This window comes from Rhizobium lentis (genome assembly GCF_014200175.1).
Classification (GTDB): Bacteria; Pseudomonadota; Alphaproteobacteria; order Rhizobiales; family Rhizobiaceae; genus Rhizobium; species Rhizobium mulingense.
Genome location: NZ_JACHBD010000002.1, coordinates 40,639 through 55,264, shown reverse-complemented (window position 1 = coordinate 55,264; position 14,626 = coordinate 40,639). Strand labels below are relative to the sequence as shown.

The 14,626-nt window shown below is 61.8% G+C and carries 14 protein-coding genes; 11 read left to right on the top strand and 3 right to left on the bottom strand.

The annotated features are described in order from the left end of the window. The first annotated feature begins 607 nt into the window (after positions 1 to 607). The 6 genes from GGI60_RS05935 to GGI60_RS05910 all read left to right on the top strand — a co-directional run bounded on the left by GGI60_RS05935 (position 608) and on the right by GGI60_RS05910 (position 7,973). Entirely contained in the window at positions 608 to 970 is a 363-nt protein-coding gene (locus GGI60_RS05935; RefSeq protein ID WP_064681440.1) for a septal ring lytic transglycosylase RlpA family protein, read from the top strand. Positions 971 to 1,169: 199 nt separating this feature from the next. Beyond that, the gene (locus tag GGI60_RS05930; protein WP_183914029.1) at positions 1,170 to 2,459 is read left to right on the top strand and encodes an RsmB/NOP family class I SAM-dependent RNA methyltransferase; all 1,290 of its coding nucleotides are present in this window, start codon (positions 1,170 to 1,172) and stop codon (positions 2,457 to 2,459) included. A 269-nt stretch (positions 2,460 to 2,728) separates the two neighbouring features. Next, positions 2,729 to 4,003, top strand: a complete 1,275-nt coding sequence (locus tag GGI60_RS05925; RefSeq protein ID WP_183914027.1) for an imelysin family protein — start codon at positions 2,729 to 2,731, stop codon at positions 4,001 to 4,003. 43 nt (positions 4,004 to 4,046) lie between these two features. Then, positions 4,047 to 5,771, top strand: a complete 1,725-nt coding sequence (locus GGI60_RS05920; protein ID WP_183914025.1) for a di-heme oxidoredictase family protein — start codon at positions 4,047 to 4,049, stop codon at positions 5,769 to 5,771. Continuing rightward, positions 5,771 to 6,871, top strand: coding sequence for an imelysin family protein (locus GGI60_RS05915; protein ID WP_183914023.1), 1,101 nt, complete (start codon positions 5,771 to 5,773; stop codon positions 6,869 to 6,871). The genes GGI60_RS05920 and GGI60_RS05915 overlap by 1 nt, the downstream gene beginning before the upstream one ends. A 4-nt stretch (positions 6,872 to 6,875) precedes the next feature. Next, on the top strand, positions 6,876 to 7,973 hold the full coding sequence (locus tag GGI60_RS05910) for a DUF1513 domain-containing protein (RefSeq protein WP_183914021.1): 1,098 nt from the start codon (positions 6,876 to 6,878) through the stop codon (positions 7,971 to 7,973). On the opposite strand, the gene GGI60_RS05905 is transcribed toward GGI60_RS05910, so the two are convergent. Further along, positions 7,955 to 9,031 (bottom strand): DUF2252 family protein, encoded by a 1,077-nt coding sequence (locus tag GGI60_RS05905; RefSeq protein ID WP_183914019.1) that lies wholly within the window; start codon positions 9,029 to 9,031, stop codon positions 7,955 to 7,957. The genes GGI60_RS05910 and GGI60_RS05905 overlap by 19 nt on opposite strands. Before the next feature lie 231 nt (positions 9,032 to 9,262). Here GGI60_RS05905 and GGI60_RS05900 point away from each other — a divergent pair, with 231 nt between their 5' ends. The 3 genes from GGI60_RS05900 (at position 9,263) to guaA (ending at position 12,022) form a co-directional block, all read left to right on the top strand. Continuing rightward, on the top strand, positions 9,263 to 9,712 hold the full coding sequence (locus tag GGI60_RS05900) for a PaaI family thioesterase (RefSeq protein WP_010028223.1): 450 nt from the start codon (positions 9,263 to 9,265) through the stop codon (positions 9,710 to 9,712). Beyond that, entirely contained in the window at positions 9,709 to 10,347 is a 639-nt protein-coding gene (locus GGI60_RS05895; RefSeq protein WP_183914017.1) for a 5'-methylthioadenosine/S-adenosylhomocysteine nucleosidase, read from the top strand. The genes GGI60_RS05900 and GGI60_RS05895 overlap by 4 nt, the downstream gene beginning before the upstream one ends. Before the next feature lie 112 nt (positions 10,348 to 10,459). Continuing rightward, entirely contained in the window at positions 10,460 to 12,022 is a 1,563-nt protein-coding gene (gene guaA / locus GGI60_RS05890; RefSeq protein ID WP_183914015.1) for a glutamine-hydrolyzing GMP synthase, read from the top strand. A gap of 105 nt (positions 12,023 to 12,127) precedes the next feature. On the opposite strand, the gene GGI60_RS05885 is transcribed toward guaA, so the two are convergent. Then, positions 12,128 to 12,451 carry a hypothetical protein gene (locus GGI60_RS05885; protein WP_183914013.1) on the bottom strand — a complete coding sequence of 108 codons (324 nt, stop codon included), beginning with the start codon at positions 12,449 to 12,451 and terminating at the stop codon, positions 12,128 to 12,130. Positions 12,452 to 12,731: 280 nt separating this feature from the next. Here GGI60_RS05885 and GGI60_RS05880 point away from each other — a divergent pair, with 280 nt between their 5' ends. Both GGI60_RS05880 and GGI60_RS05875 read left to right on the top strand, forming a co-directional pair. Beyond that, positions 12,732 to 13,262 carry a dihydrofolate reductase family protein gene (locus tag GGI60_RS05880; protein WP_183914011.1) on the top strand — a complete coding sequence of 177 codons (531 nt, stop codon included), beginning with the start codon at positions 12,732 to 12,734 and terminating at the stop codon, positions 13,260 to 13,262. A 210-nt stretch (positions 13,263 to 13,472) separates the two neighbouring features. Next, positions 13,473 to 13,964, top strand: a complete 492-nt coding sequence (locus GGI60_RS05875; RefSeq protein WP_183914009.1) for a GNAT family N-acetyltransferase — start codon at positions 13,473 to 13,475, stop codon at positions 13,962 to 13,964. An 83-nt stretch (positions 13,965 to 14,047) separates the two neighbouring features. Here GGI60_RS05875 and GGI60_RS05870 read toward each other — a convergent pair whose 3' ends face one another. Next, on the bottom strand, positions 14,048 to 14,593 hold the full coding sequence (locus GGI60_RS05870; protein WP_183914007.1) for a YbhB/YbcL family Raf kinase inhibitor-like protein: 546 nt from the start codon (positions 14,591 to 14,593) through the stop codon (positions 14,048 to 14,050). Positions 14,594 to 14,626 lie beyond the last annotated feature (33 nt).

The following is a 14,626-nucleotide window of genomic DNA, read 5'->3' as shown; positions in this document are numbered from 1 at the left end:
AGACGGCCCGTTTCAGCCAACCCTGCCGCAGGTTTGCCTGGCAAATCTTCGCCAAGGCGAAGCGGTGCGGCTGGTGGGCCGGGCATCTCTAGCCAGGATCGGAGGCGATCGGCGCTGACGTACCATGAGGTATGCCCATCGCCAATCGCCTCTGCCCTGACGAAAACCTGCTCCGGCAGAATGCTTCAATCTAACCAGGATAGGCTCTAGCGCCGGCGGCTCGTGCGCTCACCCAAAAGGAGTAGGAAATTCCTACTTTCCGTCAGCGGACGGGAAAATTTCGCCCTATATTATGGTTAACGGCCTTTGAATTTGCCCAAATGTGGCAATAAATATGGCAAAGCCAGAAAAAAATTTTCGCGATTTTTGTGAACGGCGGAACGGCGACCGCTGCTCCGGAAAATTCATTCGGATTTTAACTGATTTCATTATGTTTTTTCCACACATTACGGCCGTCACCGATTTCCGTCATCATATCAATGCCCTCACAAATATTACGGTCTGCAACATTCCGTGAATTGAAGCGGCACTTTTTCGCCACTTTTTAACAGATTTAAGCCCCGCCGCCTGCAAGGGCGTGAGTTCAATAGTTGAGGGATACTCTGTTTTGAAGAACATACGTCGTTCTATTATCGCTGCCGTAACTATTGCAGCTTGCTCTTCCATGCTTCCGGCGGAGAGTTTTGCTGGCAATGGCTGCGGCGGTGCTTCATGGTACGCGCTTCGCTCCAAAACTGCTTCCGGGGAACGTATGAACCCCGCCATCTTGACTGCCGCACATCGTTCGCTCGCGTTCGGCACCAAGGTGAAGGTCACCAACCGCAACAATGGCCGCACCGTCGTCGTCCGCATCAATGATCGCGGGCCGTTCATTCGTGGACGCGTCCTCGATCTGTCGCGCGCCGCCGCCCAGAATATCGGCATGGTGAGCTCGGGCACGGCGAAAGTCTGCTACCAGGTGATCAGCTAAAGCTGACAGCCGAAGTGATCAGCTAAGGCTGACACTCGAAGTGATCAGCCTAAAGCTGACAGCGCCGTACAACCGGCTGCGCCCTGACCGGCGCTTGCTCTTGCCGCCAATCGCGGTTACCACGCGGTTGAAACTTGTCGACAATCCGCCCGGCCTGTGCGCGGATCGTTCACACGTCATGGCAATAGGAGATATGTGAATGCGTCTGGGCGGCCGCCTCGAAGGGGCGATTTCTGTGCTCGCGGATATCGACGCCCGCAAGCGGCCCGTCGCCGACGCGCTCAAGGACTGGGGCCTGGCGCACCGCTTTGCCGGTTCCGGCGATCGTGCGGCGATCGGCAATATCGTCTACGACGCCTTGCGCATGCGGCTTTCCCATGCCTGGCTGATGGATGACGACAGCGCTGCAGCCATCGCCCACGCCGTCATGTTCCGCCAATGGGGCTTCGCGCCCGATCGCCTCGCCGCCGAACTGGCGGACGACAAGTTTGCACCACCGCCGCTTTCAGCTGATGCCCTCGCTGCCTTTACAAGCCGCTCGCTCGACGACGCGCCGCCGCATATCCGCGGCGATATTCCCGAATGGGTCCAACCCTCCTTCGAACAGGCCTTCGGCGCCGGCTGGCTCGCCGAGGCGCAGGCGCTCGCGGCACGCCCGACACTCGATCTGCGCGCCAATATTCTGAAGTCCTCCCGCGACAAGGCCGTCAAGGCGCTCGAACGCGCCGGCGCACATGCTGCGAAAATCGCCCGCTACGGCATCCGGATTGCCGCCGGCGAAGGCGCCTCGCGGCTTCCCAACGTGACAGCCGAGCTTTCGTTCCAGAAAGGCTGGTTCGAAGTTCAGGACGAGGGTTCGCAGATCGTCGCCGATCTGGTGCTCGCCAAAGACGGCGAACAGATTCTCGACTATTGCGCCGGCGGCGGCGGCAAGACGCTCGCCATGGCGGCCGCCATGCAGAACAAGGGACAGGTTCACGCCTACGACGCCGACCGCAAACGGCTGGCGCCGATCATCGAACGGCTGAAGCGGGCGGGCACGCGCAATGTCCAGGTGCATGATGACGCCAGGGGCCTTTCCGGCCTTGCCGGGCGCTGCGACAAGGTGCTGGTCGACGCGCCCTGCACCGGCACCGGCACATGGCGCCGCCGCCCCGATACGAAGTGGCGGCTGACGGCGAAGAACCTCGACGAACGCACCGCCCAACAGCAGGACGCGCTGGCGCAGGCGAGCGGCTTCGTCAAGCCAAGCGGCGAGCTGATCTATGTCACCTGCTCGGTTCTGCCTCAGGAAAACGAGGAACAGGTGCGCCGTTTTACCGCCGACAATCCCGATTTCCAGATCGTCAGCGCCCTGCCCGCCTGGGACGCGCTTTTCGGCAAAGACGCCCCGCGGCCGCACTCGTCCGACGCCCTGACGGTGACGCTGACGCCGGCTTCAACCGATACCGACGGCTTCTTCTTCTGCCGCATGCAGCGCAAGGGCTGACGGCAGCAGGACAGCGCGCTAATTTTTCAGACACAACCTTCTGAAAGAGGCCGCTTATCCCCTTCTTCATCCTTAAAATCATTCCAAACTAGAGCGTTTGACACCAGTTTACTTTTGCGCGAAGAGACGGAGCCGATTACAGCGCCGCGCGTCTTATCAGACGCGCAAAGGACGCTGTAACATTTTTGAATTGGCGCATCGTGCTTTCCGAAATCAATTCCGATTTCGGGCCGATGCGCTCGACGGAAGATCCGTCACAGGAGAGGATCATGAAGCTCAACAAACTCCGCGCAGCCGTGCTGGCGATCGCCCCCGCAGCCCTGCTCGCCCTTCCCGCGCATGCCGCGACCGATGCGGCGGCCGTGGTGAAACATTATGCCGATGTGGCGCATGCGAAATACGAAGACTCGCTGACGACGGCAAAGGCGCTCGATGCCGCGATCGACGCCTTTCTGAAGGCGCCGAGCGATGCGACGCTCAAGGCGGCCCGGGAGGCCTGGATCAAGGCCCGCGTCCCCTACCAGCAGACGGAAGTCTATCGCTTCGGCAATCCTGCTGTCGACGAGTGGGAAGGCAAGGTCAACGCGTGGCCGCTCGATGAAGGGCTGATCGACTATGTCGATCCCTCCTACGGCGCCGAGAGCGACGAAAACTCCCTCTATGTCGCCAATGTCATTGCCAACAAGACGATCAAGATCGACGGCAAGGATGTCGACGCCTCGAAGCTGACGCCGGAATTCCTCTCGGGCACGCTTGCGGAAGCCGGCGGCATCGAAGCCAATGTCGCCACCGGCTACCACGCCATCGAATTCCTGCTCTGGGGCCAGGATCTGAACGGCACGGGGCCCGGCGCCGGCAACCGCCCGGCCACCGATTACGACCTGAAGAACTGCACGCACGGCAATTGCGACCGCCGCGCCGAATATCTGAAGTCCGCCTCCACGCTGCTGGTTTCAGACCTGCAGGAAATGACCGACAACTGGAAGCCGGACGGGGCTGCGACGAAGAACGTCGAAGCCGATCCGAAGGCCGGCCTCGTCGCCATCCTGACCGGCATGGGTTCGCTCTCCTACGGCGAGCTTGCCGGCGAGCGCATGAAGCTTGGCCTGTTGCTGCACGATCCTGAGGAAGAGCATGATTGCTTCTCAGACAATACTTATAATTCGCATCTCAACGACGCGATCGGCATCGCCGCCGCCTATACCGGCAATTATACCCGCGTCGATGGCACCAAGCTTAGCGGCCCCTCGCTGCACGACCTCGTGGCCGCCAAGGACAAGGCGCTCGATGCGGAGCTGGAAGGCAAGCTCAACAAGACGCTCGATGCGATGAACGCCATGGCCAAGCGCGGCGAAACGGTCGAGAAGTACGACCAGATGATTGCCGAAGGCAACAAGGAAGGCAACGCCGTCGTCCAGGCGGCCATCGACGGGCTGATCGACCAGACGAAATCGATCCAGCGCGTTATTGCCGCACTTGATCTCGGTACGGTTCAGCTTGAAGGTTCCGACAGCTTGGATAATCCTAACGCCGTCTTCAAATAAGCGAAAAGGCGGGCCGCTCCATTGGGGCGGCCCGAACCCTGAAATGCCATCTATTGCCTCCCTCATTCCTGTGCTCGTCACAGGAATCCAGCCACGGCGCGTCGGCGTCGTGAATGACCTGGTCAAAGGGGAGTCTTCCGCGCCCAAGGACTTGGGCGCGCTGGATTCCTGTGACAAGCACAGGAATGAGGAAGTGGAAAAGGAAGCGCGCGTCAGCACCGTCGAGCTTGCCACTCGGAAGAGTCGCCTCTTGTCGAAACTCCGCATCGCCACTTACGCCGCCCTTGCTGTAGCGCCCGCAGCGACCGCCGCTGGTTTTGATCTGCCGGCGAAACGCACCGACCTCTCCGAAGCCGACCTGAAACGCGTCGCCGAGGTCACCCGGCCGACGACGGATTTTTCCAAGGCCGAACAATATGAGGCGATGCAGGCGGGTGCGACGACCTCGGTCGATCCGGTCACCGAAGACAGCTTCTCGCATATTTCGGCCAATATCCCCTTCGAGGAAGAGCAGAATTTCAAGCTCGGCAATGCGCTCTTCCGCAAGCTCTGGGTTTCCTCGCCCTCCTCGACCCAGGCTTCCGATGGCCTCGGGCCGCTGTTCAACGCCCGCTCCTGCATGAGCTGTCACGTCAATGACGGCCGGGGCAAGCCGCCGGAGGGCGGTCCGAGCGCCGTGTCCATGTTCCTGCGGCTTTCCCGCGCAGCCAGGACGCCGGAAGAGGAAAAGGCGATCGCGGGCGCTGACATCCTCAACTTCCCCGATCCGGTCTATGGCCATCAGCTGCAGGATCTTGCCGTTCCTGGTCTTGCCGCCGAAGGCCGGATGGCGATCCGCTATGATGAGGAGACGGTAACGCTTGGCGACGGCGAGATCATGTCGCTGCGCCGGCCGCATTATGCGGCGACCAATCTGGTCTATGGACCGCTCGATGCTTCGACGACGATCTCGGCGCGTGTCGGCCCCGCCATGATCGGCCTCGGACTGATCGAGGCGATTCCCGAGGCCGATATCCTTGCCCGTGCCGACCCTGACGATGCTGATGGCGACGGCATCTCCGGCAAGGCAGCGATCGTCCGTGATCATCGCAGCGGCGAGATCGCGCTTGGCCGTTTCGGCTGGAAGGCGCAGAACGCCACGGTGCGCGACCAGAATGCCGACGCCTTCGCCAATGATATCGGCATCTCCACGCCCGACCGCCCGGACGCGCATGGCGATTGCACCGAGGCGGAAGAGAAATGCCTCGAGATGCCGACCGGAGTACAGAAACGGCTGGGCGAGGAAGAAGCGCCGGGGCCTATTCTCGACCTCGTGACTTTCTATTCGGAAAATCTTGCCGTTCCGGCGCGCCGCAAGGCGAGCTTCCCCGAGACACTGAAGGGTAAACGGATTTTCTACGAAAGCGGCTGCGTTTCCTGCCATGTGCCGAAATTCGTCACCCGTCGGGATTCGCCCGACAAGGCGCAATCCTTCCAATTGATCTGGCCCTATTCCGACTTCCTCCTGCACGATATGGGTGACGGGCTGGCCGACGGGCAGCAGGTCGGCCTTGCAAGCGGACGTGAATGGCGCACGCCGCCGCTATGGGGTATAGGACTGACCCGGACTGTCAGCGGACACAGCTTTTTCCTGCATGACGGCCGTGCGCGGGATCTCAACGAAGCGATCCTCTGGCATGGCGGCGAAGCGGAGAAGGCCCGCAACGCTTTCTCCTCCCTGTCCAAAGACGACAGGGCGGCCCTGATTACATTCCTGGAGTCACTTTGATGCGCCTTTGGCACCCCCTGCTCTGCCTCACTCTGATCGGCCTCGCCACATCGGCCGCCGCCCAGACCGCCGCTCCTCCGGCAGGGCTGAACGAGGATGCCGTTCCCGCCGTCATGCAGCGCGCCGTCGACGAAGTGATCCGGCCGGGCTATCGCAACATGCAGCAATCGGCCGCCCGGTTGACGACGGCGATGAAGGATCTTTGCGACGGCGGCACGCAGCAGACGCTCGACAAGGCGAAATCGGCCTTCGACGATACGATCCGCTACTGGTCGATCATCGAGATCGTCCAGACCGGACCCGTCATCCAGGACAATCTCTTCGAGCACATCCTGTTCTATCCGGACCGCAAGGGCGTCGGCCTGAAGCAGGTGCAGGCGCTGATCGCCAAGGCCGATCCGAAGGATGCAACGGTCGATGCGATCGCCGGCAAGAGCGTGGCGCTGCAGGGCCTGACGGCTCTGGAATACGTGCTTTACGGCAACGGCTCGGAAAATCTCGTCGGGCAGAAGGGCGGTTTCCGCTGCCTTTATGGGGCCGCCATCGCCGGTAATATCCAGCGTGAGGCTGGCGAAGTGGTCGCTGCCTGGGAAAAACCCGACGGGGTGCAGGCGAGCTGGAAACATCCAGGTCCGCAGAGCAATGATTTCATGGACAACAAGGAAGCGGTGACCGCGCTGCTCGGCATTCTCGTCCACGGCGCCGAGAATGTCCGCGATCAGCGGCTGGAGCAGTTCTACAAAGGCAAGGACACCTCGCCGCGTCCGCGCATGGCGATCTACTGGCGCTCCAAGAACACCTGGAAATCGATGGCGGCCAATATCGACGGCCTGCGCACGCTCTGGCAGAAGGCCGGCATGGCCGAGCTCCTGCCGCCGGACAAAAAGGCGATCGCTGCCTCGATCGACGAGAACTTCAAATCGCTGCTCGACAGCGTACCGAAGCTCAATCCCGACATCGACGCCGCTGTCAGCGATGCCGAGAAGGCCAAGCTCGACACGCTGCTTGCCGAGAGCCGCGAGCTGATCACCAGGATCAGCGACGAATATGGCGCGGCCATCGGCCTTTCGGCCGGCTTTTCCTTTTCTGACGGAGACTGAAGCGATGATGCAAAGCGGCCCGATCAACCGACGCAGTTTCGTCAAGGCGGCAGGAATCGGCTTCCTGGCGAGCTTGGCGCCAAGGTCGCTGATGGCGCTCGAACGGGCCGATGCAGTCTATGCCTCGGGCATTCGCACGGCAAACGGTTCCTTTGCTATTGCCACCGTGACCGAGCGCGGCGAGATCATCGATCAGGTGGCGCTTCCCGCCCGCGCCCACGGCATGGCCTTCAGCGCCCCCACCGGCAAGACCGTCGCCTTCGCCCGCCGGCCGGGCACCTATGCGATGATCTTTGATCCACGAGATAAGGGCGAGCCGATTGTCATCAGTTCCCGCGACGACCGCCATTTCTACGGGCACGGCGCCTTCTCGCCCGATGGCCGGATTCTCTATGCGAGCGAGAATGATTTCGACGGCAATCGCGGCATGGTCGGTCTCTACGACGCAACCGATCGCTTTACCCGCATCGGTGAATACGAAACCTATGGCATCGGCCCGCATGATATGACGGTTTCCGATGACGGCCGCCTGCTCATCGTCGCCAATGGCGGCATCGAGACGCATCCGGATTTCGGCCGCACCAAGCTCAATCTCGGGGCGATGCAGCCGTCGCTGGCGCTGATCGATGCGGCAACCGGCGGGTTGATCGAAAAACACGTGCTGCCGGCCGAATGGTCGCAGCTGTCGACCCGCCACGTCGACCTCGACGGCGGAGGCCGCATCTGGTTCGCCTGCCAGTACGAAGGCCGCCGCAAGGACCTACCACCGCTCGTCGGCCATTTCGCCAAGGGGGAGGATCTTTCCTTCGTTGCGCTGCCGGAGGAGACGACGCGCAGGCTTGCCAATTATGTCGGGGCGATCGCCGTCAACCGCAGCGAAGGTCTCGTCGGCATCACCTCGCCGAAGGGCGGCGCCTCGGTGACCATCGACGCAAGAACTGGCAAGGTGCTGGCCGAGATCGCCGTTCCGGAGGCCGCCGGCATCGCGCCGGCAAGAGAGGGCTTTGCCGTCTCCTCCTATGACGGCGATTTCCTTTCGAGGCGCAGCGATGTCGCCTGGGATCAGCACATCGTCCGGGTCTCTCAGCGGGTGCGCGCATAGGCCTTCTGCTCTGCGCTGACGCTCGATGCCGCGGCTCTTGCCGCCTCATGCAGCCATTCGGGTCCCCGGGCCTTCAAATCCTGCAGGATTGCTGCTGCGGCGGCCGCATCATCGGAATGGCAATTGGCGATCTCGAAGCCCATCAATTCGAGCATTGTCGGCGAAAGCAGGATCTCCGGATGCTTCTCGATCTCGATCTTGCGGCTGTTCGGCGAGAGCCGACGCACGAGGATGCGGCCGCAGACGCGATAGTGAGGATCGGCCGAGCGCGCCCGCCCAGCGGCGATTTCGCCCGCACGGATCGCCACATCAAGCGGCCTGTGGTGAAGCGACCAAGCCGAGGGCACCAGCGCCTTCGCCTCGCGCAACACCGGCCCACCCTGCCATTCGGCATAGGCGACGAAACGCGGGCGGCCGAGGCTGCCGGTGCCGGCGCTGCGCGGCTTGGCTGTGAAGGCTCCCGATCCGGATGGCAATGCTTCGGAAAGGGCCTCGATATAGGCAGCCGGCGCCTTCGTCTTGCCCGGAGGCAGCGTCTTGTATTTTTCCCAGAATTCCCGGCGTTCGGAATTCGGCAGCATCAACGCCTTGCGCAGCCATTTATGGTCGCGTTCGAGGATGACCGGCAACGGATTTTCAAGGCCTCTGCAGTAACCGCCGAGGATCAGCTCGCCGATCATCCGAGCCGAGGGACCGTTGCCGTTGCGCGCCAGGATGGCGCTTGCCGCAAGGCGAACGAGATGCAGCGCATAGGGCATCACCGCCGCATCATCGAAATCATTGACGCCCCAGACGAGCCGCCCCTCGCTGTCGCGCCAGGTGCCGAAATTCTCCAGATGCATATCGCCGATCGCCAGCACTTCGGGCGCGCGGCCGAGCTCCGGGCAAATATCGAGGATGATCTCGCACCAGCGCCAATAGGTGGCGCGCAGGAACACGAAATCGTCGCTGCGCATCTTCTCGTGCTTTTCCTTAAGATCGTCCTCAACGAGATCGCCGCCGAGCTCTCCGGCCAGCCAGGTCTCGAAATTGCGAACCGATTGCGATATCGTCGTCATGGCACCGGCTCCCTCTATTCGAGACAGGATGCCGGAGAATACCCGTTCCGCGCGAAGCTGCAATTGTCTTCGCAGGAGGTCGGCAACGGGTTTGCGCAACGGCGGCACGGCGAAAGGTTGCGCTGACGACACGGCTTGAGGTTTCCATCACCCACCGGATCGATTTCAGCAATGTCCAGCTTGTCGAATCCGGCCTGCCATGCCACTTTCCCGGCTTCGAGAGGGGTAGCCATGAGTGAGACTGACAGGGGCGATTTCCGCGCGCGAATCCGCCGCAACTTTGCGCGCCAGGCGGCGATGCAGACGATCGGCGCGGAGCTGACGCGCGTCGAACACGGCGTCGTCGAGATCGAGCTTCCCTTCGACATCAAACTGACGCAGCAGCACGGCATTCTGCATGCGGGCATCATTTCCGCCGCGCTCGATTCGGCCTGCGGTTTTGCCGCCTACAGCGTCATCGACCCGGAAGCCTCGATCCTGACGATCGAGTTCAAGGTCAATCTCATGTCGCCGGGCCGCGGCGAGCGCTTCCTGTTTCGCGGCGAAATCACCAAGCCGGGCTCCACCATTATCGTCGCAGACGGGCGAGGCTACGCGATCAGCGACGGGCCGGCGAAACTCATTGCCTCCATGACCGGAACGATGATGGTCATCCGCGGCAGAGAAGGAATTACAGGATGAAGTTCGAACTGAAACCGGTCGCGGGAAAATCCATGCTGTTCGTCATGGCGGCGGAGGCCGAATACGGCCCGTTTCTGCGTTCGCGCATCGAACCCTTGATGACCGGCGTCGGTCCGGTCGAGGCGGCGGTGGCGCTGACCAAGACGCTGGCGCGGCTCGATGCCGCCGACGAGCTGCCGGATCTCGTCGTTTCGCTCGGCTCCGCCGGCTCGGCGAAACTGGAACAGACCGAAATCTATCAGGTAACCTCGGTATCCTACCGCGACATGGACGCCTCGCCGCTCGGCTTCGAAAAGGGCCGGACACCCTTCCTCGACCTGCCGGCGACGCTCGAGCTGCCGCTGCGTATTCCCGGCATTGCCGAGGCAAGCCTTTCCACGGGCGGCAACGTCATTTCGGGGGCCGCCTATAGCGACATCGACGCCGACATGGTCGATATGGAGACGTATGCGGTGCTGCGCGCCTGCCAGGGCTACAAGCTGCCGCTGATCGGTCTTCGCGGAATTTCCGACGGCGCGGTCGAGCTGCAGCATATTTCCGGCTGGACGGAATATCTGCACATCGTCGACCGCAAGCTCTCCTACGGCGTCGACAGCCTGTTCACGGCGCTGGAAGACGGGGTTTTCTGGTTCTAGGCCCTGAAAGCCCGCGCCTTTCCGGCGCGCGAGGGACAATCGGAACAATAAAAACCCGATGCCGCCGATTTCCCGGATTGCCAGGCGAAGCGCTTTTCATTAAAGCCTCGACATGACCCAGACAGCACATCCCGACTCCGTTCTCATCGTCGATTTCGGCAGCCAGGTGACCCAGCTCATCGCACGACGCGTGCGCGAGGCCGGCGTCTATTGCGAAATCGTTCCCTTCCAATCGGCCGAAGAGGGCTTCAAGCGCCTCCAGCCGAAAGCCGTGATCCTGTCCGGCAGCCCGGCATCGACGGTGGACGAGGGATCGCCGCGGGCGCCTCAGATCATCTTCGACAGCGGCCTGCCGGTCTTCGGCATCTGCTATGGCCAGCAGACGATGTGCATGCAGCTCGGCGGCAAGGTCGAAAGCGGCCATCACCGCGAATTCGGCCGCGCTTTCCTCGATGTCGACAAGGACTGCCAGCTGTTCGAGGGCCTCTGGTCCTCCGGCTCGCGCCATCAGGTGTGGATGAGCCATGGCGACCGCGTCACGGCGCTGCCCGATGGCTTCGAGGTGGTCGCCACCTCCTCCAACGCCCCCTTCGCCTTCATCGCCGACGAGAAGCGCAAATATTACGGCGTGCAGTTCCACCCCGAGGTGGTGCACACGCCCGACGGCGCCAAGCTGATCGGCAACTTCATTCACAACATTGCCGGCATCAAGGGCGACTGGTCGATGTCGGCCTACCGCCAGAAGGCGGTCGACGAGATCCGCAAGCAGGTGGGCGACAAGCGCGTCATCTGCGCCCTTTCCGGCGGCGTTGACAGTTCGGTCGCCGCACTGCTGATCCACGAGGCGGTCGGCGACCAGCTGACCTGCATCCTCGTCGACCACGGCCTGATGCGCAAGGACGAGGCGGCAAACGTCGTCGCCATGTTCCGCGAGCACTACAATCTGCATCTGCTGCACGTCGACGCCTCCGACCGTTTCATCGGCGAGCTCGAAGGCGTCAGCGACCCGGAAACCAAGCGCAAGATCATCGGCCGGCTGTTCATCGAAACCTTCGAGGAAGAGGCAAAGAAACTCGGCGGCGCCGATTTCCTCGGCCAGGGCACGCTCTATCCCGACGTGATCGAGAGCGTTTCCTTCACCGGCGGCCCGTCGGTGACGATCAAGTCGCACCATAATGTCGGCGGCCTGCCGGAGCGCATGAAGATGCAGCTCGTCGAACCGCTGCGCGAACTTTTCAAGGATGAGGTGCGCGCGCTCGGCCGCGAACTCGGCCTGCCCGACAGCTTCATCGGCCGCCACCCCTTCCCCGGCCCCGGCCTTGCCATCCGCTGCCCCGGCGGCATCACCCGCGAAAAGCTGGAGATCCTGCGCGAGGCCGATGCGATCTACCTCGACGAAATCCGCAAGGCCGGCCTCTACGACGCCATCTGGCAGGCCTTTGCCGTGCTGCTGCCCGTCCAGACTGTCGGCGTCATGGGCGACGGGCGCACCTATGAATTCGTCTGCGCGCTGCGCGCCGTCACCTCCGTCGACGGCATGACCGCCGATTTTTACCACTACGACATGGAATTCCTCGGCCGCGCCGCCACCCGCATCATCAACGAGGTGCGCGGCATCAACCGGGTGGTCTACGATGTTACGTCGAAGCCGCCCGGCACCATCGAGTGGGAGTGAAGGTTGAGGGTGCCCGGGAACGCCATCCCGACCAGCAAATTCTTGACAGTGTTCTGAAAATTGCTTTCGCCTCCTCCGGGATGGTGAAAGCGAGACCTCATGAAACTACAGGGGAGGAGCTCGGCTCGACGTCACATTGCGGCTGGCGTCGATGACGAGGTCGGCACTGGCAGTCATAGCGCACGAATGCGCCAGCGCGAACTCGATCTGAACTTTGTCGCCAGCCTCTGCCGAGAGTCGCTTACAAATCTTTTGCACAGCGTCGTCCATCGGACCCGGTCCCGCCAGAATGATGACGCGGCCGATCGTAGACAGGGGAATGTCCTTGAGACGCGAGAATTCAGCCAGGGTTACCTTGCGCTCTTCTTTCCAATGGCCGACATCCGCGCTCGGCACGAGGCCTTCGATCATCTGGTGAGCAATGCTCACGTAGCTTTCGTGATAGGTAACAAGCGCGCGTCCGGTTCTTACCATCTCCGTCGTAATGCGGCCAGCGAGGTCGCAGCGGTTCCTGCGCCTGCGAACTCCTTTTCGTTGTCGGTGACAATTGAGGCGAGATTGGTAGTTCCCAATGGCGCTCTTTTGCGAGTTGGCCACACTGGTCTGCGAAAAACCGATTGCAACTTACTATCAGTCCATCTAGGCTTTGAGCGATCACGCAACGCCATCCGACTCCCGGCGATGAACCCTTGAAGGAAAGGAAGTGAGCATGGCCAAGCTCGTGTTCGGAATGAACCAGTCCCTGGACGGTTACGTCGATCATATGGCGTTCGGGCCAAGCCCCACGCTCTTCCGTCACTTCGTCGAGTCGACGGAAAGGCAAGCGGGCAGTGTGTACGGTCGTCAAATGTATGAGATCATGCGCTACTGGGATGACGACCATCCTGAATGGGACGCGGACAGACGCGCCTTCGCGGCCGCCTGGCGGGACCAGCCGAAATGGGTCGTCTCGCGCTCGTTGAAATCGGTCGGTCCCAACGCCAGCCTTGTCGAGGGCGATCTTGAGGGTGCGATCCGCAGGCTAAAAGCCGAACGCGACGGCGAGATCGAAGTGGCCGGCCCGGACCTGGCGCAAAGCCTCACCGATCTTGGCCTGATCGACGAGTATATCATTTATCTGCACCCCGTCGTACTCGGTCACGGCAAACCATATTTCGCGGGACCCCGACCGCGGCTGCGCCTTATCGCCAATGACAAAATTGACGAGGATGTGATCCGGTTGGTCTACGTTCCAGCTTAATTTCCCGAATTGGAAGAATCGCTGACAATAACGTGCTAGGGTGGTCGCGCGGACCTGTTATTCGCACTTTCATTTGCAGGAGAAGGCCTTTGTTTGCCGTCGCAACAATTCAGAACTCACCGGCTGCGGCGGTAGGGATAGAGGCGCTCGGCATCGCGGCCGAGGGCTGATCCCCATTATTGCCCGGCCTTAGCGCGCCCATCCGGGTGCATGTCTAATGTCGAGAAGAATATGATCATCGAGCTAACGCCTATTGATTTTGACGCGCTGCTGAATGGCATCGCGCCTATTAACCTGCGCCTTGTCCCCGACAGCGCGATTGCGCCTCCTGAGGTATTGGAGATGCTGCGCCGCCTTGCGGCCGACATCGGCGCGGCATTCTCGCCGTCGGCCTGGATGATCGTGGAGGAGGATGAGATCGTCGGTCTCTGCTCCATTGTCAGAACGCCACGAGATGGAAACATCCACATCGGCTATGGCATTGCGCCTTCCCGCCAGGGCCGTGGATGCACGACCCGGGCCATAGGGCAGTTGCTGGCATGGGGACGGAGCGATCCTCGAGTGGCTCTGCTCTCTGCCGAGACAGGCATCGGGAACATCGCGTCGCAACGTGTTCTCGAGCGCAACGGGTTCATCCGCACCGGCGAGCGCATCGATGCCGAAGACGGTCCGTTGATTTGCTGGGAAGCCGTGACGGATTAGTTTTCCTGCATGAGAGCGGGCATGGCCGGCCAAGGTTCCTCGGCCGGCCATGCTCTATGGGGACAATGGCGGTGACGACTGCGTCAGCGGCCGTAGGTAACCTCGATCGAGGCTTTGTCGAGCGTATTCGCCCGGACATAGTAGCCAACCATCGCGCCCGGCGCCGTATCGGGAAGCGGCAGCTTGTCCACCGAGAGCGCGTAGACTGTGAACTGGTAATGGTGTGGCGCATCGCCGACCGGCGGGCATGCGCCGCCATAGCCCGATGTACCGAAATCCGTACGGCCCTCCACGGCCCCTGCCGGAAGCTTTTTGTCACCGCTGGCGCCGGTGGCAATCTTCGAGGCGTCTGCCGGAATGTTGAACACCGACCAATGCCACCAGCCCGAACCGGTCGGAGCATCCGGGTCGTAGACCATGACGGCGAAGCTCTTGGTTCCCTCTGGAGCGCCCGACCAGGTGAGTTCCGGCGAGATGTTCTTGCCCGTGCAGCCGAAGCTGTTGAAGACCTGCGCATCGGCCATTGTCTTGCCTGATGTCAGATCTTTCGACGTGAGCTTCATTTCGGCTTGGGCGGCTGTGGCGCCAAAGACGGACGCGGTGAGAAGTGCTGTTGCTATAAGACGCATGTTGTTTTCCTGCGGTTGATGATGCGGGAAAAC